Raw genomic sequence first — 21,224 nt, forward strand, 5'->3', positions numbered from 1 at the left:
CAGAACCCGACAACACCTGCGACCCGGCCGTTCCGGACGACTGGCCGGGCCGCGCCGCTCACGGCCCGGTGGGCAGGGCGGCGGAGGTCGCGCACGCCTCGCCGGGCGCCGGGCCGGACAGACGACGCCGGGCCGGGCGTCACCGGCATGGCCGGAAGGCGACGGACGGACGGCGCGAGGGTGCGCGGAGGGGGACGGGGGAGGTGGGCGCAGGGCCGTCAGGGGGAGGTGCCAGGCGAGCCGGGGAACCGCCCCGCGCGAGCGCGCGCCCCCTGTCCGAGAGGCCCCGCGAAGCCCCGCGAGGCCCCGAGCGAGACCTCCGGCCGGCCGTCGGCCGGGAAGGGATGCCCCGAGGCCACCGTGCGGACGCCGTCCGGGGGGGCGTTGTCCACAGGCCCGACGCGGTGTCGGTGCTCGCCAGTAGGGTGTGAGACATGGCCGACCCCTCCAGCTACCGCCCCAGGCCGGGAGACATCCCGGACTCTCCGGGGGTGTACAGGTTCCGCGACGAGCACCGCCGGGTGATCTACGTCGGAAAGGCGAAGAGCCTGCGCCAGCGCCTGGCGAACTACTTCCAGGACCTGGCGAACCTGCACCCGCGCACCCGGACGATGGTGACCACGGCCGCGTCCGTGGAGTGGACGGTGGTGTCCACGGAGGTCGAGGCGCTGCAGCTGGAGTACTCCTGGATCAAGGAGTACGACCCCCGGTTCAACGTCAAGTACCGGGACGACAAGAGCTACCCGTACCTCGCGGTCACGATGAACGAGCAGTTCCCGCGGGTCCAGGTGATGCGCGGTCACAAGAAGAAGGGCGTCCGCTACTTCGGGCCGTACGCGCACGCGTGGGCCATCCGGGACACCGTCGACCTGCTGCTGCGGGTGTTCCCGGTGCGTACCTGCTCGGCCGGCGTCTTCAAGAACGCCGCCCGCACCGGCCGGCCCTGCCTGCTCGGCTACATCGGCAAGTGCTCCGCCCCCTGCGTCGGCCGGATCACCCCCGAGGACCACCGCGACCTGGCCGAGGAGTTCTGCGACTTCATGGCCGGCCGCACCGGCACCTACCTCCGCCGTCTGGAGAAGCAGATGATGGAGGCGGCCGAGGAGATGGAGTACGAGCGGGCGGCCCGCCTGCGCGACGACATCGAGGCCCTGAAGAAGGCCATGGAGAAGAACGCGGTCGTGCTCGCCGACGCGACCGACGCCGACCTCATCGCCGTCGCGGAGGACGAGCTGGAGGCGGCCGTGCAGATCTTCCATGTGCGCGGCGGCCGGGTCCGCGGTCAGCGCGGCTGGGTGACGGACAAGGTCGAGGAGGTCACCACCGGCGCCCTGGTCGAGCACGCCCTGCAGCAGCTGTACGGCGAGGAGAGCGGGGACGCGGTCCCCAAGGAGGTGCTGGTTCCGGCCCTGCCCGAGCCGGTCGAGCCGGTCCAGGAGTGGCTGACCGGCCGCCGCGGGTCCAACGTGTCGCTGCGCATCCCCCAGCGCGGCGACAAGAAGGCGCTCATGGAGACCGTGCAGCGCAACGCCCAGCAGGCCCTCGCGCTGCACAAGACCAGGCGCGCCTCCGACCTGACCACGCGCTCGCGTGCGCTGGAGGAGATCGCCGAGGCCCTCGACCTGGACAGCGCCCCGCTGCGGATCGAGTGCTACGACATCTCGCACCTCCAGGGGGACGACGTGGTCGCCTCCATGGTCGTCTTCGAGGACGGTCTGCAGCGCAAGAGCGAGTACCGGCGGTTCCAGATCAAGGGCTTCGCGGGGCAGGACGACGTCCGCTCCATGCACGAGGTGATCACCCGCCGCTTCAAGCGCTACCTCGCCGAGAAGGAACGGACGGGGGAGTGGACCGACGGCTCCGGCACCGAAGACCCCCTCGCCGCCGGCACCGGTACCGACGGCACCCTCACGGCAGGCCCCGGCACCGGCGGCTCGCTTCCCGACGGCGGCGCCACGCTCACCGACGGCGAGGTGATCACCGGTTCCCTCAAGGACGACGACGGCCGCCCCAGGAAGTTCGCCTACCCGCCCCAGCTCGTCGTGGTCGACGGCGGTCAGCCGCAGGTCGCGGCGGCCCGGCGCGCGCTGGACGAGCTGGGCATCGACGACATCGCCGTCTGCGGCCTGGCCAAGCGCCTGGAGGAGGTCTGGGTGCCCGGCGAGGACGACCCCGTGGTGCTGCCCCGCACCAGCGAGGGCCTCTATCTGCTCCAGCGGGTCCGCGACGAGGCGCACCGGTTCGCGATCACCTACCAGCGCACCAAGCGCGCCAAGCGCTTCCGCGCGGGCCCGCTGGACGACGTCCCCGGCCTCGGCGAGACCCGCAAACAGGCGCTCATCAAGCATTTCGGCTCGGTGAAGAAGCTGCGGTCCGCCACAATCGAGCAGATCCAGGAAGTGCCCGGGATAGGCCGGAAGACGGCCGAGACCATCGCCGTGGCTCTCGCCCAGGCGGCCCCGGCCGCGCCCGCCGTGAACACGGCGACCGGAGAGATCATTGAGGACGAGGAACCCGGCACGACGGGGGGTTCCTCGGGGGAGCCCGTGACCGCGGGCGTCCCGGACGAACGACGGGGGCAGGAGACATGACCGAGCACGACGCACAGCCCACGGCACAGCGAGATCAGGCGCACGAGCGGGATCAGGCGCACGAGCGGGATCAGGCGCACAACGGCCCGGCTGAGGATGCCGTCCGGCCCGACACCGGCCGAACGGACGCGGGCCGAACCGACACCGGACGGGACACCCGCCGGTCCGGCGCCGACCAGAACGCCGGACAGGACACCGGCCAGAACAACGGAGCACAGGTGAGCACGGGCAGCGAGACAGCCGGGGTCCCCGAGGCGGCCATCCCCGAGCTGGTGATCATCTCCGGCATGTCCGGGGCCGGCCGGTCCACGGCCGCGAAGTGTCTGGAGGACCTCGGCTGGTTCGTCGTCGACAACCTCCCGCCCGCCCTCATCCCCACCATGGTCGAGCTGGGGGCCCGCTCCCAGGGCAACGTGGCGCGGATCGCGGTCGTCGTGGACGTGCGCGGCCGGCGCTTCTTCGACAACCTGCGCGAGTCCCTCGCCGACCTGGACACCCGGGGCGTCACCCGGCGGATCGTCTTCCTGGAGTCCTCCGACGAGGCCCTGGTCCGCCGCTTCGAGTCGGTGCGCCGTCCGCACCCGCTCCAGGGCGACGGGCGCATCGTCGACGGCATCGCCGCCGAGCGGGAGCTGCTGCGCGAGCTGCGCGGCGACGCCGACCTGGTGATCGACACCTCCAGCCTCAACGTGCACGAGCTGCGCGCCAAGATGGACGCCCAGTTCGCCGGCGAGGAGGAGCCCGAGCTGCGGGCCACCGTGATGTCCTTCGGCTTCAAGTACGGCCTGCCGGTCGACGCCGACCTGGTCGCGGACATGCGGTTCCTGCCCAATCCGCACTGGGTCCCGGAGCTGCGCCCCTACACCGGCCTCAACGAGGAGGTCGCCGCCTACGTCTTCAACCAGCCCGGCGCGAAGGAGTTCCTCGACCGGTACGCCGAACTGCTGCGGCTCATCGCGGCCGGCTACCGGCGCGAGGGCAAGCGGTATGTGACCATCGCCATCGGCTGTACCGGCGGCAAGCACCGCTCGGTCGCGATGTCGGAGAAGCTCGCCGCGCGCCTCGCGGCCGAGGGCGTGGAGACGGTGGTCGTGCACCGGGACATGGGACGGGAATGACACAACGTACACCGCGGCTGAGCAGGCTGCGCCGGATGGTGCCCGACGCGCGTGCCGGCCGCCCGGCCGAGGCCCGTGGGGCGCGGCCCCGCCGGCGCGGCGCCCAGCCCAAGGTGGTCGCGCTCGGCGGCGGCATGGGCCTGTCCGCCTCGCTCGCCGCGCTGCGCCGGATCACCGGTGATCTCACCGCCGTCGTCACCGTGGCCGACGACGGCGGCTCCAGCGGGCGGCTCCGGGACGAGCTGGGCGTGCTGCCGCCCGGCGACCTGCGCAAGGCGCTGGCCGCGCTGTGCGGGGACGACGACTGGGGCCAGACCTGGGCCCGGGTCATCCAGCACCGCTTCCAGTCCCAGGGCGAGCTGCACGAGCACGCGGTCGGCAATCTGCTGATCGTCGCCCTGTGGGAGCAGCTCGGCGACCATGTGCAGGCCCTGGACCTGGTCGGCAAGCTGCTCGGCGCGCACGGGCGCGTGCTGCCCATGTCGGCCGTGCCGCTGGAGCTGCAGGCCCTGGTCAAGGGGCATGATCCGGAGCGCCCGGACGACGTGGACACGGTGCGTGGGCAGGCCACCGTGGCCCTGACGCCCGGCGAGGTGCAGTCGGTGCACCTCGTGCCCAACGACCCGCCCGCCGTCCCCGAGGCCGTGGCGGCGGTCCTGGACGCGGACTGGGTGGTGCTCGGCCCCGGTTCCTGGTTCTCCTCGGTCATCCCGCACCTGCTCGTCCCCGAGCTGCTGGACGCCCTCACCGAGACCAAGGCGCGCCGGGTGCTCTCGCTGAACCTGGCGCCGCAGCCGGGAGAAACCGAGGGCTTCTCCCCGCAGCGTCATTTGGAGGTTTTGGGGCGACACGCCCCTAAACTCGCCCTGGACGTGGTGCTGGCCGACGTGGCCGCCGTGCCCGACCGCGACTCGCTCACCGAGGCCGCCAAGCGGCTGGGAGCCGCGGTCGAGCTGGCCCCGGTGGCCCGGACCGACGGAACACCCCGGCACGATCCGGAGCTGTTGGCCGCCGCGTACGACCGTATTTTTCGGATGCATGGAAGGATCGGCCCATGGCGATGACGGCAGCGGTGAAGGACGAGATCTCCCGGCTCCCCGTCACCCGGACCTGCTGCAGGAAGGCGGAGGTCTCCGCCATCCTGCGGTTCGCCGGAGGCCTCCACCTGGTGAGCGGGCGCATCGTGATCGAGGCGGAGCTGGACACCGCGATGGCGGCGCGCCGGCTCAAGCGGGACATCCTGGAGATCTTCGGGCACAGCTCCGAGCTGATCGTGATGGCGCCCGGCGGGCTGCGCCGGGGCTCACGGTATGTCGTACGGGTCGTCGCGGGCGGTGACCAGCTGGCCCGGCAGACGGGTCTCGTGGACGGCAGAGGCCGCCCGATCCGCGGTCTGCCCCCGCAGGTGGTCTCGGGGGCCACCTGCGACGCGGAGGCGGCCTGGCGCGGGGCCTTCCTGGCGCACGGCTCGCTGACCGAGCCCGGCCGTTCCTCCTCCCTGGAGGTGACCTGCCCGGGCCCGGAGGCGGCGCTCGCGCTGGTCGGTGCCGCCCGCAGACTGTCGATCGCCGCGAAGGCCCGCGAGGTGCGCGGGGTGGACCGGGTGGTCGTCCGGGACGGTGACGCGATCGGTGCCCTGCTCACCCGGCTCGGTGCGCATGAGTCGGTGCTGGCCTGGGAGGAGCGCCGGATGCGCCGCGAGGTGCGGGCCACGGCGAACCGGCTCGCCAACTTCGACGACGCCAACCTGCGCCGTTCGGCCCGTGCCGCCGTGGCCGCCGGGGCCCGGGTCCAGCGCGCGCTGGAGATCCTGGGCGAGGAGGTGCCCGAGCACCTGGCCGCGGCGGGGCGGCTGCGCATGGAGCACAAGCAGGCCTCCCTGGAGGAGCTGGGCGCGCTCGCCGATCCGCCGCTGACGAAGGACGCGGTCGCGGGCCGTATCCGCCGGCTGCTGGCCATGGCCGACAAGCGCGCGAGCGATCTGGGCATCCCGGGCACGGAGGCCAACCTCAGCGAGGAGCTGGCGGACAACCTGGCCGGCTGACCGGACGAGGTGTCACAGGGCCGGTGCCGACGGCCGTTCGAGTGGTCGGCACCGGCTTTTGCGTGTCCTTGTGGCGGTCTTGACTGGATCATGAAGTGACATGAGCCTGGCAACCTGTTCGTCGCTGTGGCGGACCACCGCTAGGGGGGTTCATGAGACACAGAGCGAGATCGATCCTCGCTGTCGGCGCGCTCCTGGTCGGCGGAGCGAGCCTCGCACCCGTCGCCCGGGCACAGAACGGAAGTCCGGCGCCGTCCGGACCGGAAGAGGTCAAGGTCTACCGCGCCGAGGTCACCAGGCAGCAGGTACCCCTGCTGCTCAAGGCCGGCCAGGACGGCCACGAACTCGGGGAGCAGGTGAGCGGACACGGCCGGACGAAGGTCGAGGTCTACCTCACCGGCAAGCAGGCGGCGCAGCTGCGCGAGCAGGGCGTCGCCCTGACCGAGCACGCGCTCTCGGCCAAGGCGGAGGCCAGGGTCGAGGAAGCCGCACAGGGCGTGTTCCGCCCGTACAGCGGACGGGGCGGGCTCAAGGAGGAGATCCTCCGGACCGCCCAGGCCCACCCGGGTCTCACCAAGGTCGAGTCCATCGGCAGGACGCTGGGCGGTCAGGACATCCTCGCGCTCAAACTGACCAGGAACGCGGAGAAGGCGAAGGACGGCTCCCGGCCCGCCGTGCTCTACATGTCCAACCAGCACGCGCGCGAGTGGATCACGCCGGAGATGACCCGGCGCCTGATGCACTACTACCTGGACCGCTACACGACCGACCGGCGCGTCAAGAAGATCGTCGACACGACCGAGCTGTGGTTCGTCCTCTCGGCCAACCCGGACGGCTACGACTACACGTTCAAGGACTCCGGCACCCGCCTGTGGCGCAAGAACCTGCGGGACGTCAACGGCGACGGCGTCATCAGCACGGGCGACGGCGTCGACCTCAACCGCAACTTCCCCTACAAATGGGGCTACGACGACGAGGGTTCGTCCCCCAATCCCACCAGCCAGACCTACCGCGGCGCGAGCCCGGGCTCCGAGCCCGAGACCAAGGCCCTCGACGCCTTCGAGAAGCGCGTCCGCTTCCGGTACGGCATCAACTACCACTCCGCCGCCGAACTCCTCCTGTACGGCGTCGGCTGGCAGGTGGCCACCCCGACCCCCGACGACGTCCTCTACAAGGCGCTCGCCGGCACCCCCGGCAACTCCGCCGTCCCGGGCTACCACCCGCAGGTCTCCTCGGAGCTGTACACCACCAACGGCGAGGCGGACGGCCACGCGTCGAACGTCAACGGGATGGCGATGTTCACCCCGGAGATGTCGACCTGTCAGACCGCGTCGGACGTCGACCCGGACGACGCCTGGAAGAGCCAGGACTGCCAGTCCGTCTTCAACTTCCCCGACGACGAGAAGCTGATCCAGCAGGAGTTCGCCAAGAACGTCCCGTTCGCGCTCTCCGTCGCCGAGACCGCCGCGCACCCCGACAGGCCGGTCTCCTCGGTCGGTCTGAGCGCCGCCGACTTCACTCCGGCCGCGTTCTCGACGTCGTACTCCCGGGGCGCGGACCAGGAGGTCTCCGTCGTCGTCCGCAAGGCGGTCCGGGACAAGGAGCTCAAGTACCGCGTCAACGGCGGCCGTACGCGCGACCGGGCGCTGAGGCACTGGAAGGGCGGGGAGACGTACGGCGGTGAGGACGACCTCTACTTCGACGAGTACCGCGCGAAGGTGCGCGGCGGCGAGCCGGGCGACAAGGTCGAGGTGTGGTTCACCGGCCGGACCAGGGGCGGGAAGAAGGTCTCCAGCAGCCACTTCACCTACACCGTCGCGAAGCGGCCGGCGGCCGACACCCTGGTGGTCGCCGAGGAGGGCACGGCCGCCACGCAGGCGCGGACGTACGTGGACGCGCTGAAGGGCGCCGGGCACCGGGCGCTCGTGTGGGACGTGGCCACGCAGGGCGCCCCGGACGCGCTCGGCGTGCTCGGGCACTTCCGGACGGTCGTGCACTACTCCGGCGCGGGCGGCCCCGCCAACGCCACCCAGCTCCAGCTGCGCGCCTACCTCAACGAGGGCGGCAGGCTGATCGAGGCCGGCGAGCTGGCCGGCGGCAGCGTCGACCTCGGCGACGGCACCCTGTCCGACGACTTCAGCCAGTACTACCTGGGCGCCTACAGCCGTACGTCGACCAAGGGGGCCACCGGTTTCACCGGCTCCGGCGCGCTCGACGGCTTCTTCGGGGCCCTCGGCGACGCGCCCGGCAACCCGCTCGACAAGGCCGGCACCTACGGCGTCACCTCCGACGAACTGCCGGTCGCCACCCACCCGCAGTTCAAGAGCGCGGGCGCGGGCACCTTCGCGGGCACCGTCAACCCGTACGGTCCGTACACCGGCGCCTCGATGGCCGCCGCCGTGCACACCGACGACGCCTACAAGCGCCTCACCCGCACCGTCGACCTCACCGGGGTCACCGCCGCCGACAAGCCGGCCCTGACCACCCGGCTGCTGTGGGACACCGAGCCCGGCTACGACCACGCGGTGGTCGAGGCGCACACCGTCGGCGCGGACGACTGGACGACCCTGCCGGAGACCGGCGGGGCCACGAAGGCGGCCGTGCCGCAGGAGTGCGGGGCCGGCTTCCTGATCGGTGAGCACCCGTGGCTGAAGCACTACCTGACGCTCACCGGCAGCACCTGCACCGCGACCGGCACCACCGGCGCGTGGCACAGCCTCACCGGCAGCTCCGGCGGCTGGCGGCAGGTGGGCTTCGACCTGAGCGCGTACGCCGGGAAGTCCGTCGAGATCTCGATCAGCTACATCACCGACCCCGGCAGCGGCGGGCACGGTGTCCTCGCCGACGACGCCTCGCTGGTCGTCGGCGGCGCGGCGCGGGAGACCGAGGGCTTCGAGTCGTCCCTCGGCGCCTGGAAGGCGGCCGGACCACCCGCCGGCAGCCCGGCGGTGCTGAAGGACTGGACGCGCACGGGGACCCTGTTCCAGACGTACGGAGCGGTCACCACGGACGACACCGTGCTGCTCGGTTTCGGCCTGGAGCAGGTGCCGTCGGCGGCCGATCGGACGGGCCTGCTGCGCAAGGCGTTCGACTCGCTCGACAGGTGAGCGCGCCCCCCTCTCAGGGGTGCGCGGCGGAGGTGTGCATCAAGTGAGCCGACCCGCTCACGAACGAGTGAAAACGGCGTCAGAAGCGCCCCGCGTTCCGTAGCAAACACGGGTGAATCCATTGCCGATCCGAGGCGGTCCGTACCCCTACTGACTGGTACGGACCGCCTGCCCGCGTATGGGACATCTCGATGTCACCTCGGGGCCCGCAGAGAGGTAGGGTCGGTGGTGGTCGGGGACATCCCAAACAGAGCTCGCCGGCACCGCATGGCCGGCGTACCAACGAGGAGATCGGTTCGTGACGATCCGCGTAGGCATCAACGGCTTCGGCCGCATCGGGCGTAACTACTTCCGCGCGCTGCTGGAGCAGGGAGCGGACATCGAGGTCGTGGCTGTCAACGACCTGGGTGACACCGCGACCACCGCTCACCTGCTCAAGTACGACACGATCCTGGGCCGCCTCAAGCAGGAGGTCTCCCACACGGCCGACACCATCACGGTCGACGGCCACACCATCAAGGTGCTGTCCGAGCGCAACCCGGCCGACATCCCGTGGGGTGAGCTGGGCGTCGACATCGTCATCGAGTCGACCGGCATCTTCACCAAGAAGGAAGACGCCGCCAAGCACATCGCCGGCGGCGCGAAGAAGGTCCTCATCTCGGCTCCGGCCAAGGACGAGGACATCACTATCGTGATGGGCGTCAACCAGGACAAGTACGAGCCGGCGAACCACCACGTCATCTCCAACGCCTCCTGCACCACCAACTGTGTGGCGCCGATGGCGAAGGTCCTCGACGAGAACTTCGGCATCGTCAAGGGTCTGATGACCACGGTGCACGCGTACACGAACGACCAGCGCATCCTGGACTTCCCGCACAAGGACCTGCGCCGCGCCCGTGCCGCCGCCGAGAACATCATCCCGACCACCACCGGTGCCGCCAAGGCCACCGCCCTGGTCCTGCCGCAGCTCAAGGGCAAGCTGGACGGCATCGCCATGCGCGTCCCGGTCCCGACCGGCTCCGTCACCGACCTGGTCGTGGAGCTGGGCCGCGAGGTCACCAAGGAAGAGGTCAACGCCGCCTTCCAGAAGGCCGCCGAGGGTGAGCTGAAGGGCCTCCTCGACTACACGGAGGACCCGATCGTCTCCTCCGACATCGTCAACGCCCCGGCCTCCTGCACCTTCGACTCCTCCCTGACCATGGTCCAGGAGGGCAAGAACGTGAAGGTCATCGGCTGGTACGACAACGAGTGGGGCTACTCCAACCGCCTCGTCGACCTCACGGTCTTCGTCGGCAACCAGCTCTGATCGCCGAAGCAGGACCCCGAAGTGGGAGCAGGGCCCGTGCAGCGCACCGCCGCGCTGTCCGGGCCCTGTCCCACGTACCGACCACGTCCTTTTACGATCAGGTGCACCACGAGCCCTCCTGTAGGAGTCCACTCCCATGAAGACGATCGACGAACTTCTCGCCGACGGCGTGAGCGGCAAGCGGGTCTTCGTCCGCGCCGACCTCAACGTGCCGCTCGCCGACGGGACGATCACCGACGACGGCCGCATCCGTGCCGTCCTGCCCACCGTCAAGGCCCTCGCGGACGCGGGCGCCAAGGTGATCGTCGCCTCGCACCTGGGCCGCCCCAAGGGCGCCCCGGACCTCGCCTTCTCGCTGCTGCCCGCCGCCGAGCGCCTCGGTGAACTGCTCGGCGCCCCGGTCGCCTTCGCCCAGGACACCGTCGGTCCCGCCGCCCACGACGCCGTCGACGGCCTCCAGCCCGGCCAGGTCGCGGTCATCGAGAACCTGCGCTTCAACCCCGGTGAGACGTCCAAGGACGACGCCGAGCGCGGTGAGTTCGCCGACCGGCTGGCCGCCCTCGCCGACGTCTACGTCGGTGACGGCTTCGGCGCCGTGCACCGGCGGCATGCCTCCGTCTACGACCTCCCGGCCCGGCTGCCGCACTACGCCGGCTACCTGATCGCCACCGAGGTCGGCGTCCTGAAGAAGCTCACCGAGGACGTCAAGCGCCCCTACGTCGTCGCGCTCGGCGGCGCCAAGGTCTCCGACAAGCTCGCCGTCATCGACCAGCTGCTCGGCAAGGCCGACCGGCTCCTCATCGGCGGCGGCATGGCCTACACCTTCCTCAAGGCCAAGGGCTACGAGGTCGGCATCTCCCTCCTCCAGGAGGACCAGGTCCCGGCCGTCGAGGAGTACATGGAGCGCGCCGAGAAGCAGGGCGTCGAGCTGCTGCTCCCCGTCGACGTCGTGGTCTCCCGGACCTTCCCGGACCTGAAGACCAAGGCGCCCACCGAGAACACCGTGGTCGACGCGGACAAGATCCCCGCCGACCAGGAGGGCCTGGACATCGGCCCGAAGACCCGAGAGCTCTACGCCTCGAAGCTCGCCGACGCCGAGACCGTCTTCTGGAACGGTCCCATGGGTGTCTTCGAGCACCCCGACTACGCCGAGGGCACCAAGGCGGTCGCCCAGGCACTCGTCGACACGGACGGCTTCGCGGTCGTCGGCGGCGGGGACTCCGCCGCGGCCGTGCGCACGCTCGGCTTCGACGAGAATGCATTCGGCCACATCTCGACCGGTGGCGGCGCCTCCCTCGAATACCTCGAGGGCAAGACGCTCCCCGGCCTCGCCGCACTGGAGGACTGACCCTTGAGCACGCGCACGCCGCTGATGGCGGGCAACTGGAAGATGAACCTCAACCACCTCGAGGCCATCGCACACGTCCAGAAGCTCGCGTTCGCCCTGGCCGACAAGGACTACGAGGCCGTCGAGGTCGCCGTCCTGCCGCCCTTCACCGACCTGCGCTCCGTGCAGACCCTGGTCGACGGCGACAAGCTCAAGATCAAGTACGGCGCCCAGGACATCTCCCAGCACGACTCCGGCGCCTACACGGGCGAGATCTCCGGCCCGATGCTGGCCAAGCTGAAGTGCACCTACGTGGTGATCGGCCACTCCGAGCGGCGCCAGTACCACAACGAGACCGACGAGCAGGTCAACGCCAAGGTCAAGGCCGCGTACAAGCACGGTCTCACGCCGATCCTGTGCGTCGGCGAGGAGCTGGACGTCCGCGAGGCGGGCGACCACGTCGGCCACACCCTCGCCCAGGTCGAGGGCGGCCTGAAGGACCTTCCGGCCGAGCAGGCCGGGACGATCGTGGTCGCGTACGAGCCGGTGTGGGCCATCGGCACCGGCAAGGTCTGCGGCGCCGGGGACGCCCAGGAGGTCTGCGCCGCCATCCGCGCCAAGATCGCCGAGCTGTACTCCCAGGACGTGGCCGACCAGGTCCGCATCCAGTACGGCGGCTCCGTGAAGTCGGGCAACGTCGCCGAGATCATGGCCCAGGCCGACATCGACGGCGCCCTGGTCGGCGGTGCCTCGCTGGACGCCGACGAGTTCGTCAAGATCGTGCGCTTCCGCGACCAGTGATCATGTCCGTGAGTAGGCGGTAGCGGCGATACGTCGTACCCTTGCGGGGGCACAGCCGGGTGCTGTGCCCCCGTCGTCCATCCGAATCCGAGGAAGTTGGTCCAGCCGTGGTTTTGGGGTTCTCGATCGCCCTGATCATCTTCAGCCTGCTGCTGATGCTGCTGGTGCTGATGCACAAGGGAAAGGGCGGCGGCCTCTCCGACATGTTCGGTGGCGGCATGCAGTCCTCCGTCGGCGGCTCCTCGGTCGCCGAGCGCAACCTCGACCGGATCACCATCGTGGTCGGCCTGCTGTGGTTCGCGTGCATCATCGTCCTCGGCATGCTGATCAAGACGAACAGCTGACACGCGAGCAGTACATTCCGCACGTAAAGCCCCATGTTCGGTACGCGCTCCCGAGCGCGGCCTATCATGGGGCTTGCGTCTTGGTGTGGGGGCCGGTAACTCCAATCACTGGACGCGCGTTGGGCCTTACGTAGACTGAGGCGCTCGCGGCGAAGCGAAACGCCGACTCGCTTCGCGGCACCATCACGCAGGGAGTTACGACCGTGGCAAGTGGCAACGCGATCCGAGGAAGCCGGGTCGGGGCGGGGCCGATGGGCGAGGCCGAGCGCGGCGAGTCCGCGCCGCGTCTGCGCATCTCCTTCTGGTGCTCCAACGGGCATGAGACGCAGCCCAGCTTCGCCAGCGACGCGCAGGTGCCCGAGACCTGGGACTGCCCGCGCTGCGGCTTCCCGGCCGGCCAGGACCGGGACAACCCGCCGGACCCGCCGCGCACCGAGCCGTACAAGACGCACCTGGCGTACGTACGGGAGCGGCGCAGCGACGCGGACGGTGAGGCGATCCTCGCCGAGGCGCTCGCCAAACTGCGAGGCGAGATCTAGGAGTTGTGACCGGCCGGGTGCCCGCGGGTGCCTGGCCGGAGCCGTTTCCCCCCGCTGCGGACGGCCCGTTGTCAGCGGTGCCCTCGCGCTGCCGTTGCCGGCCACGAGCCTCGCCGACGAGCCCCTCGTCATAGCCTCCGTCACCGCGCTCCAGACGCTCTTCGACAACGCCTCCGCGGCCCGGTCGCCCTCAGTGCGACCGGGTGATCCGGACGCTGCTGCTGGGTGCGACGGGCATGGTCCGGAACGCCGGCCAGGTCACCCTGATGCAGCAGCGCGGCCCCGAGTGCCATGGTCGGCCGCATCGCCTCGGCCGTCCTCGCGCTGATACCGGCGCGTGAGCCGGACGCATCCGGTGCTGCCCGCGCGGACAGCGTCCTCACCACTCGTCCCGCGCGCTGATCAATTAGGTTGGAACGGCTGGGACAGGCACGAAAGAAGGCGGAAGTCGGACATGAACGCAGACGGCCGTACCAGGCTCAACCAGACGACCGAGTGGACCGCTCTCGCCAAGCACCGCGAGGAGCTGGCGGACACCCATCTCAGGGACCTGTTCGCCGCCGATCCGGCGCGCGGCACCGGGTACACGCTCCAGGTCGGCGACCTGTACATCGACTACTCGAAGCACCTGGTCACCGACGAGACCCTGCGCCTGCTGCGCGAGCTGGCCGCGGCGACGGACGTCTTCGGCCTCAGGGACGCCATGTTCCGCGGCGAGAAGATCAACGTCACCGAGAACCGGGCCGTGCTGCACACCGCGCTGCGCGCCTCCCGGGACGCGGTGGTCGAGGTCGACGGCGAGAACGTCGTGCCGAAGGTGCACGCCGTGCTCGACAAGATGGCCGGCTTCGCCGACCGCGTCCGCTCGGGAGAGTGGACCGGGCACACCGGCAAGCGCATCAGGAACGTGATCAACATCGGCATCGGCGGCTCGGACCTCGGGCCCGCGATGGCCTACGAGGTGCTGCGCTGCTTCACCGACCGCGACCTCACGGTCCGCTTCGTCTCCAACGTGGACGGCGCCGACCTGCACGAGGCCACCCGGGACCTGGACCCGGCGGAGACGCTGTTCATCGTCGCCTCCAAGACCTTCACCACCATCGAGACCATCACCAACGCGACCTCGGCGCGGAAGTGGCTGCTGGCCGCGCTCGGCGACCAGTCCGCCGTGGCCAGGCACTTCGTGGCGCTGTCCACGAACGCGGAGAAGGTCACCGAGTTCGGCATCGACCCGGACAACATGTTCGAGTTCTGGGACTGGGTCGGCGGCCGGTACTCCTACGACTCCGCGATCGGCCTCTCCCTGATGATCGCCATCGGCCCGGACCGGTTCCGCGAGATGCTGGACGGCTTCCGGATCGTCGACGATCACTTCCGCACCGCGCCCGCCGAGGACAACGTCCCGCTGCTGCTCGGCCTGCTGGGCATCTGGTACGACGACTTCCACGACGCCCAGTCGCACGCCGTGCTCCCGTACAGCCACTACCTCTCCAAGTTCACCGCCTACCTCCAGCAGCTGGACATGGAGTCCAACGGCAAGTCCGTCGCCCGCGACGGCAAGCAGGTGGAGTGGCAGACCGGGCCGGTCGTGTGGGGCACGCCCGGCACCAACGGGCAGCACGCCTACTACCAGTTGATCCACCAGGGCACCAAGCTCATCCCGGCCGACTTCATCGGCTTCGCCCGGCCGGTCGCCGAGCTGAGCGAGGAACTCAAGGCCCAGCACGACCTGTTGATGGCCAACTTCTTCGCCCAGACCCAGGCGCTGGCCTTCGGCAAGACCGCCGAGGAGGTCCGTGCGGAGGGGGTCCCAGAGGAGCTGGTCCCGCACAAGACGTTCCAGGGCAACCGGCCGACCACGACGATCCTCGCCCGTGAGCTGACCCCGTCCGTCCTCGGCCAGCTCGTCGCCCTCTACGAGCACAAGGTGTTCGTGCAGGGCGCGGTGTGGAACATCGACTCCTTCGACCAGTGGGGCGTGGAGCTGGGCAAGGTCCTCGCCAAGCGCGTCGAACCCGCGCTCACCGAGGGCGCCGACGTGCCCGGCCTGGACGCGTCGACGAAGGCACTGGTCGCCAAGTACCGGGAGCTGCGCGGCCGGAGCTGACCCGCGACCGGAGCGGACCCCGGCCGGAGCCGGTCCCGGCCGGGGCCCGTGGCGGTGACGTCCCTGCGCGCGCGTCCCCGCCCGTCCCCTGGGGCCCTTCGTTTGGATCAGGGAGGGATGGCGCATGGTGCGCAGGATGTTGGCCACGGCGGTAGCGGTGTCCGTGGCGGGAGCGGCGGCGGTGGGCTGCGACAGCGGACAGCGGACAGCGGACAGCGGACAGCGGTCGGCCGGGTCGAACGGCGGCCGGCCGGACCCCACGGTCACCGCGACGGCGAAGGCCGTACCGTACACCGGGCCGGCGGACGTGCCGGAGCGGCTGGGGAACGACGGCACGACCATCATGGTCGGGGACGAGGCCGCCCCGCTGACCGTGCACCTGTACGAGGATCCGCGGTGCCCGGTGTGCGAGCGGTTCGAGACCACCGGCGGTGCTCCGCAACTGCGTGAGGCGACCATGCGGCGTGAGGTGAAGACCCAGTACACCCTCGCCTCCTTCCTGGACGCCCGGCTCGGCGGCGCGGGGTCCCGCAAGGCGGTCAACGCCCTGCGGGCCGCGCTGGACAAGGGGTGGCGGGCCGGGTGCCGGGGCTGCGCGGACCGGACTTCGACTCGGCCGTCCGGACCATGAAGTACCGGACGTTCGTGACCAACAGCGAGGACGCGTACGAGAGGGCGGGCGGGCCGCGGAACCCCGGCGGTCCCGGCACCCCCACCGCCGAGATCGACGACGTACGCGTCCCGGTGCAATACAACGGCCTGCTGTTCGACGGGACGGTGTTCGGCAGCCTGCTGAAGAAGATCCGCGAAGACCCGGGGAGCTGGCGGGCCGTGTCCCCCTGAGCGGCTTCAGGCCACCGCGCTCAGCGTGTCCGCGAGGCGCCGGCGGGCCGCGCGGGACGCGGGCAGGGCGGCCAGGGCCGCCGCTCCCAGAACGGCGGCCGCGCCCAGGAGGAGAAGCAGGCCGGGGGAGGGGGACTGGGCGATTCCGGCGCCGATGCCGCTGGAGCCGCCCTGGGCGTCGATCAGCCGGCGGGCCAGCGGCAGCCCCAGTGCCGTACCGGTGACGACCGCCGCGAGGGACGTACAGCTCGTCGCCGTGACGGTGATCGCGGTGATCTGCCGGGGCGACATGCCGATCGCCCGGAGCGCCAGTACGTCCCGCTCGCCCTCGCGGACGCTGCCGCCGATCGCGGTGAGCAGTTCCACCAGTCCGATCAGGGCCAGGACGGCGATCAGTCCGGCGACGACTCCGCGCAGCGGGGACAGACCGTCGGCGGGGTTCGTCACGGCGTGCACCTCCAGGTGGCCGTGGCCGGCCGAGGCGAGCGCGGCGGCCACGCGGCGCGGGTCCGCACCGGAGCGCAGCCGCAGCTCGTAGAAGGCCGGGGACAGCTCCGGGTCGTTCTCCCGGAGGGTGTCCAGGGAGGTGGTGACGACCCGGCCGGCGTTGCGCGGCTCCAGGGTGCGGCCCACGATGTGCAGGATCTGCGGCCGGTCGCCCACCGTCATCCGCACCCAGTCGCCGACCCGCGCGTCCAGCAGGTCGAGCAGGCCCTGTCCGGCCACCGCCTCGTCCGGACCGCGGGCGGCGCGGCCCTCGGCGAGGGCGTAGGGGTAGGGCTCGGCGCGGGTGCCGACGCCGCGCAGGGCGATGGTCCCGGTCTGGCCGGGGACCAGCGCGGCCACCTCGACGCCCGGATAGGCGGCGGCGACGCGGGAGTCGTGCGCCAGCACGCTGCGCACGCCCGACGCGTCCAGGGCGCCGTCCGAGCGGACCGTGAGCGCCGTCGGCAGACCCACCCGCTCGGGGCTGCTGTGGAGGCGGTCGATCGTGGTCCAGGCGCTGAGCGCCACCACGATGAGCAGCAGCGGCAGCGTCAGCCGGGCCACGGTGGCCAGTGACCGGCCGCGCCCCGCGAACGCCTTGTGGCAGCCGAGGACCAGCGCGGCCGGCAGCCGCAGCCCCAGCGCCCGCCGGGCCGCCCCGCTCAGCCGCCCGCCCGCCGGCGCGGCCGGGCGCGGCACCGGGACCGGCGGCACCCGGCCCGCCCGCCAGGCCGCGAGCCCCGTGGTCAGACCGATGAACAGCACCGCCCCCGCGGGCACCGCGCACAGCGCCAGGGTGTGCCCGGGCAGCCCCTGCCACACACCCACCGCGTCCCCGAGCCGCCCCGGGACCCGGTTGCCCAGCCCCTCGGTGAGCGCGGCCGCGGCCACCGCGCCGAGCAGCGCGTACGCCAGGTGCTGGAGCAGGAAGATCCGTACGACCTGGCCGGGTGTGAAGCCGATCGCCTTCAGCACCGACAGGTCCCGCAGGTGCCCGCGGATGCGGGTCGCGATGGCGCCGTGCACCGCGAACCCGGCGGCGGCGAGGGCGCCCAGACCGAACAGCCCGAGCACCTGGCCGAGCAGCCGGTTGTCGCCCTGTGCCTCGGCGCGGGCCTGCTGCCAGGTGGAGACCTCGCCGACCGCGCCGGCACCCAGCACGGTGACGGCCCGCTGGACGGCGTAGTCGGTGTCGGAGGGATCGCCGAGCCGCAGCCCGATGACCTGCCCGGCCGGCGCCCGCACGGCGGACGGCAGTGCCCACATCAGACCGGGCTGCTCGCCGGGGCGGTACGGGGGTTCGGCGCTGTCCGCGATGCCCTCGACGGTGAGCGTGCGCGCCGTGCCGGGCAGCGTCAGGGTGTCACCCGGTTCGGCCAGCAGAGCCCGCGCGAGGCTGCTCTCCACGACCACGCCGTCCGGCGCCGCCGGGTCCAGCCAGTGCCCGGAGGTGAGCAGGGGCCGGCCGACGGAGGGCAGGTCAGGGGTGGCGCGCAGTTCGACGGAGGCGCGGGTGCCGCGGGCGGCGACGGTGGCGGACTCGGCGCGGTAGGGGCCGGCGACCGCGGTGACGCCGTCCAGCCGGGCCAGCGCGCGGGCGTCGGCGGACGGCGCGGTGTGCAGCCAGACGTGGGCGCCGTGCGCCTCGGCGAAGGTCCGCTGCCAGGGGTTCGTGGCGTAGCCGAACAGGGCGGCGGCGAGCAGCAGCGAGGCGACGATGCCCGCGGTGGCCAGCACCAGGAACAGCGCCTCGCCGCGGTGGGTGCGCAGGTCGGAGTGGGCCCAGCGCAAGGTGGCCCGCACGTCCCTCAGGTCCGGCACGGTCAGTCCCTCAGCTCCAGCACGCCGGATATGCCGCTCCGCCGGGGTGGCGGCGCGCCGTCCAGGGCCGCGTCGTCGGCGATGCGGCCGTCGAAGAAGCTGATCACGCGGTCGGCGGCGCTGGCCAGCCGGGCGTCGTGGGTGACCAGCACGATGGTCTGGCCGCGCCCGTGGAAGCGGGACAGCAGCCGCGTCACCTCGCGGGTGCCCTTGCTGTCCAGGCTGCCGGCCGGCTCGTCCGCGAGCAGCAGCGGCGGATGGTTGACCAGCGCCCGGGCGAGCGCGACCCGCTGCTGCTCGCCGCCGGACAGCTCGCCCGGCATGCTGCGCTCCTTGCCCTGCAGACCCAGCTCGGCGAGCAGCGCCTCCCGCTCGGCGCGGGCCTTCTTCGGCGGGACCCCGGCCAGCAGCGCGGGCAGCTCCACGTTGTCGGCGACCGACAGGTTCGACACCAGGTTGAAGAACTGGAAGACGATCCCGATGGCCTTCCTGCGCTCCACGGCCCAGCGGGCCTCGCTGAAGGAGTCCGTGCACCGGCCGTCGAGCCAGACGCTGCCCTCGTCCGGCCGCTGGAGCCCGCCCAGCAGGTGCAGCAGCGTGGACTTGCCCGCGCCGGACGGCCCGGTGATCGCGACGAACTCGCCGCGGGCCACGGCGAGGTCGACCCCGCGCACGGCGTGCGCCGGCGCGCCCTCGCCGTAGTGGGTCTTCACCAGCCCTTCGGCGCGCAGCACCGGAGCGTGTCCGTCACTCACTCCAGACCCTCCAGTTCCTCCTGGCACCGTTCCAGCCAGTCGAGGTCGGCCTGGAGGTGCAGCATCGCGCCCTCGATCAGCAGCTGGGCGATTCGGTTGTCCCGGCTCTCGGCCGCGGCCAGTTTCGACAGGTTGCGCATGGTGTTGAGGTACTGGCGCCGCTGCCGGTTGATGAGGGCGATCTGGTCGGCGAGACCGGTCTGCGGGGCGAGGGCGAGCTTCATGAAGAAGTCGTCCCGCACCCGCGGCTCGTCCTCGGTCTCCTCGAACCAGGCGAGCAGCGCCTCGCGCCCGGCGTCGGTGAGGTGGTAGACCTTCTTGTTGGGCCGGCTGGACTGCTCGACGTCCTCGCCCTCGATCAGCCCGGACTTCTCCAGACGGCCGAGGGTGACGTAGATCTGGCCGACGTTCGGCTGAGGGTACGCGGCGCCCAGCAGTTGCTCAAGGTCCTGCTTCAGCTCGTAGCCGTGGGCCGGACCGCGGGCGAGGAGTGCCAGGAGGGGCAGGCGCACTCGTGCTGTCCTCCTGTCTGCTCCATGTGCTCCAGGCCCTAGTATCGCGCATACCTAACAGGTATACATGGCCTCTGTCCCCGGGCGAGGGTGCCCGTGGTGCCGGGTGTACAGGGAGGAACCTATGCGGTGGATGCGCGCCGCCGGTAGGGGCCTTCTCGTTCTCGCCGTGGTCATGGCCGGGTACGTGGCCTCGGGAGCCCGCGCCGACGAGGGCGCGGGAGCCGGCCGGGGCCCGCTCACGCTGGCCACCGCCGGGGACCTCACGGGCTATCTCGGCCCGCTGCTGGAGGGCTGGAACCGCACCCACCCCGGCGAGAAGGTCACCCTGGTCGAGCTGCCGGACTCCGCCGACGAGACGCACGCGCAGATGACGACCGACCTGCGCGGCGGCGACCGGGGCCGGTTCGACGTCCTCAACATCGACGTCGACTGGACCTCCGAGTTCGCGGCGGCCGGCTGGATCCGCCCGCTGCCCCGCGACCGCTTCCCGCTGGACAGCTTCCTGCCGCCGGTCGTGGACACGGCGACCTACGACGGACGGCTGTACGCGGTCCCGTACGTCACGAACGCCGGACTCCTCCTGTACCGCAAGGACATCCTCGGCCGGGAGGGGGTGCCCCCGCCGCGCACCTGGGCCGAGCTGGAGCGCGACGCGAGGACCATCGCGCCGAAGTACGGACTCGGCGGCTACGCGGGCCAGTTCCTGCCCTACGAGGGCCTCACCGTGAACGCGGCCGAGGCCGTGTACTCGGCGGGCGGCACCATCCTGGGCGGCGAGGGCACCCGTGTCACCGTCGACTCGGCCGCCGCCCGCGAGGGCATCGGCTTCCTCGCCCGCGGCATCCGCGAGGGCTGGATCCCGAGGCAGGCCCTGACGTACAAGGAGGAGGAGTCCAAACAGGCCTTCCAGGACGGCAGGCTGCTCTTCCTGCGCAACTGGCCCTACGCCTACGCCGTCGCGTCCGCCCCGGGTTCCAGGGTCGCCGGGAAGATCGGCGCCGTACCACTGCCGGGGCCGGACGGGCCGGGGACGAGCGTCCTCGGCGGCTCCAACCTCGCGGTCAACACCCACGCCCGGCACCCGGACTCCGCCGCGCGCCTGATCGCCTACCTCACCAGCGCGCCCGTGCAGCGCCAGGTGCTCACGCGGGGCGCGCTGCCGCCGGTACGCGCCGGGCTCTACGAGGACCCCGCGCTCATCCGGCGGTTCCCCTATCTGCCGACCCTGCGCACCGCCGTCCTCACCGCCCGGCCGCGTCCCAAGAGCCCGCACTACGACCAGGTCAGCCTGGCCGTGCAGGCGGTCGTGCAGGACGCGCTCACCGGGCGGCAGACGCCCGGGCAGGCCGTGCGCCGGCTGGCGCGCGAACTCGACGCCATCGCCAGCCGGTAGCCGACAGCCGGGCACGGGACGGTCGCTAGTTACTTGTTAGGTAACGCGGACATCTCAACTGGCCTCTTGCTGTCCCGGTAAGTCCGTATTTTCTCCCCCAACTCCCCGGTAGCCTCTGTTCTTTTCG

At 71.7% G+C, this 21,224-nt stretch carries 17 protein-coding genes; 14 read left to right on the top strand and 3 right to left on the bottom strand.

The features are described 5' to 3' along the window. The first annotated feature begins 434 nt into the window (after positions 1–434). From uvrC to AB0946_RS23650, 13 genes are all read left to right on the top strand, one after another. Positions 435–2,591 carry an excinuclease ABC subunit UvrC gene (uvrC, locus tag AB0946_RS23590; protein WP_366762615.1) on the top strand — a complete coding sequence of 719 codons (2,157 nt, stop codon included), beginning with the start codon at positions 435–437 and terminating at the stop codon, positions 2,589–2,591. After that, positions 2,588–3,709: an RNase adapter RapZ gene (gene rapZ / locus AB0946_RS23595; RefSeq protein WP_366762616.1), complete on the top strand. Its 1,122-nt coding sequence runs from the start codon at positions 2,588–2,590 to the stop codon at positions 3,707–3,709. Before uvrC ends, rapZ begins: the two co-directional genes overlap by 4 nt. Continuing rightward, entirely contained in the window at positions 3,706–4,773 is a 1,068-nt protein-coding gene (yvcK, locus tag AB0946_RS23600) for a uridine diphosphate-N-acetylglucosamine-binding protein YvcK (RefSeq protein WP_366762617.1), read from the top strand. Before rapZ ends, yvcK begins: the two co-directional genes overlap by 4 nt. Beyond that, entirely contained in the window at positions 4,764–5,753 is a 990-nt protein-coding gene (whiA, locus tag AB0946_RS23605) for a DNA-binding protein WhiA (protein ID WP_061919442.1), read from the top strand. Before yvcK ends, whiA begins: the two co-directional genes overlap by 10 nt. A 152-nt stretch (positions 5,754–5,905) precedes the next feature. Next, on the top strand, positions 5,906–8,860 hold the full coding sequence (locus AB0946_RS23610) for a M14 family zinc carboxypeptidase (protein ID WP_366762618.1): 2,955 nt from the start codon (positions 5,906–5,908) through the stop codon (positions 8,858–8,860). A gap of 298 nt (positions 8,861–9,158) precedes the next feature. After that, positions 9,159–10,166: a type I glyceraldehyde-3-phosphate dehydrogenase gene (gene gap / locus AB0946_RS23615; protein WP_366762619.1), complete on the top strand. Its 1,008-nt coding sequence runs from the start codon at positions 9,159–9,161 to the stop codon at positions 10,164–10,166. Between the two features lie 136 nt (positions 10,167–10,302). After that, positions 10,303–11,514, top strand: a complete 1,212-nt coding sequence (locus tag AB0946_RS23620; protein WP_366762620.1) for a phosphoglycerate kinase — start codon at positions 10,303–10,305, stop codon at positions 11,512–11,514. Between the two features lie 3 nt (positions 11,515–11,517). Beyond that, positions 11,518–12,294, top strand: coding sequence for a triose-phosphate isomerase (gene tpiA, locus AB0946_RS23625; protein ID WP_366762621.1), 777 nt, complete (start codon positions 11,518–11,520; stop codon positions 12,292–12,294). A gap of 107 nt (positions 12,295–12,401) precedes the next feature. Next, complete coding sequence (secG, locus tag AB0946_RS23630) at positions 12,402–12,638, top strand: preprotein translocase subunit SecG (protein ID WP_014672006.1); 237 nt, start codon at positions 12,402–12,404, stop codon at positions 12,636–12,638. 203 nt (positions 12,639–12,841) lie between these two features. Next, complete coding sequence (locus tag AB0946_RS23635; protein ID WP_003976875.1) at positions 12,842–13,177, top strand: RNA polymerase-binding protein RbpA; 336 nt, start codon at positions 12,842–12,844, stop codon at positions 13,175–13,177. Between the two features lie 454 nt (positions 13,178–13,631). Beyond that, positions 13,632–15,284, top strand: a complete 1,653-nt coding sequence (gene pgi / locus AB0946_RS23640; RefSeq protein ID WP_366762622.1) for a glucose-6-phosphate isomerase — start codon at positions 13,632–13,634, stop codon at positions 15,282–15,284. Between the two features lie 124 nt (positions 15,285–15,408). After that, complete coding sequence (locus AB0946_RS23645) at positions 15,409–15,915, top strand: thioredoxin domain-containing protein (RefSeq protein ID WP_366762623.1); 507 nt, start codon at positions 15,409–15,411, stop codon at positions 15,913–15,915. Continuing rightward, positions 15,912–16,127 carry a hypothetical protein gene (locus AB0946_RS23650; protein ID WP_366762624.1) on the top strand — a complete coding sequence of 72 codons (216 nt, stop codon included), beginning with the start codon at positions 15,912–15,914 and terminating at the stop codon, positions 16,125–16,127. Before AB0946_RS23645 ends, AB0946_RS23650 begins: the two co-directional genes overlap by 4 nt. A gap of 6 nt (positions 16,128–16,133) precedes the next feature. Here AB0946_RS23650 and AB0946_RS23655 read toward each other — a convergent pair whose 3' ends face one another. From AB0946_RS23655 to AB0946_RS23665, 3 genes are read right to left on the bottom strand one after another with little or no spacing between them, the layout of a single operon-like run. Beyond that, on the bottom strand, positions 16,134–18,416 hold the full coding sequence (locus AB0946_RS23655; protein ID WP_366762772.1) for an FtsX-like permease family protein: 2,283 nt from the start codon (positions 18,414–18,416) through the stop codon (positions 16,134–16,136). Positions 18,417–18,436: 20 nt separating this feature from the next. Further along, positions 18,437–19,189, bottom strand: a complete 753-nt coding sequence (locus AB0946_RS23660; protein ID WP_366762625.1) for an ABC transporter ATP-binding protein — start codon at positions 19,187–19,189, stop codon at positions 18,437–18,439. Next, positions 19,186–19,701 carry a PadR family transcriptional regulator gene (locus tag AB0946_RS23665; RefSeq protein WP_366762626.1) on the bottom strand — a complete coding sequence of 172 codons (516 nt, stop codon included), beginning with the start codon at positions 19,699–19,701 and terminating at the stop codon, positions 19,186–19,188. The genes AB0946_RS23660 and AB0946_RS23665 overlap by 4 nt, the downstream gene beginning before the upstream one ends. Before the next feature lie 124 nt (positions 19,702–19,825). On the opposite strand from AB0946_RS23665, the gene AB0946_RS23670 reads away from it, so the two are divergent. Then, positions 19,826–21,097: an ABC transporter substrate-binding protein gene (locus AB0946_RS23670; protein WP_366762627.1), complete on the top strand. Its 1,272-nt coding sequence runs from the start codon at positions 19,826–19,828 to the stop codon at positions 21,095–21,097. The last annotated feature ends 127 nt before the right edge of the window (positions 21,098–21,224 follow it).

The sequence above is a fragment of the Streptomyces sp. NPDC046870 genome (assembly GCF_040704595.1).
In the GTDB taxonomy this organism is placed as follows: Bacteria; Actinomycetota; Actinomycetes; order Streptomycetales; family Streptomycetaceae; genus Streptomyces; species Streptomyces argyrophylli.

What these genes read in the sequence shown, in the direction of transcription:
- uvrC (WP_366762615.1), top strand. Translation starts at nt 435, where the DNA reads ATGGCCGACCCCTCCAGCTACCGCCCCAGGCCGGGAGACATCCCGGAC.
- rapZ (WP_366762616.1), top strand. Translation starts at nt 2,588, where the DNA reads ATGACCGAGCACGACGCACAGCCCACGGCACAGCGAGATCAGGCGCAC.
- yvcK (WP_366762617.1), top strand. Translation starts at nt 3,706, where the DNA reads ATGACACAACGTACACCGCGGCTGAGCAGGCTGCGCCGGATGGTGCCC.
- whiA (WP_061919442.1), top strand. Translation starts at nt 4,764, where the DNA reads ATGGCGATGACGGCAGCGGTGAAGGACGAGATCTCCCGGCTCCCCGTC.
- AB0946_RS23610 (WP_366762618.1), top strand. Translation starts at nt 5,906, where the DNA reads ATGAGACACAGAGCGAGATCGATCCTCGCTGTCGGCGCGCTCCTGGTC.
- AB0946_RS23620 (WP_366762620.1), top strand. Translation starts at nt 10,303, where the DNA reads ATGAAGACGATCGACGAACTTCTCGCCGACGGCGTGAGCGGCAAGCGG.
- pgi (WP_366762622.1), top strand. Translation starts at nt 13,632, where the DNA reads ATGAACGCAGACGGCCGTACCAGGCTCAACCAGACGACCGAGTGGACC.
- AB0946_RS23645 (WP_366762623.1), top strand. Translation starts at nt 15,409, where the DNA reads ATGGTGCGCAGGATGTTGGCCACGGCGGTAGCGGTGTCCGTGGCGGGA.
- AB0946_RS23650 (WP_366762624.1), top strand. Translation starts at nt 15,912, where the DNA reads ATGAAGTACCGGACGTTCGTGACCAACAGCGAGGACGCGTACGAGAGG.
- AB0946_RS23670 (WP_366762627.1), top strand. Translation starts at nt 19,826, where the DNA reads ATGCGGTGGATGCGCGCCGCCGGTAGGGGCCTTCTCGTTCTCGCCGTG.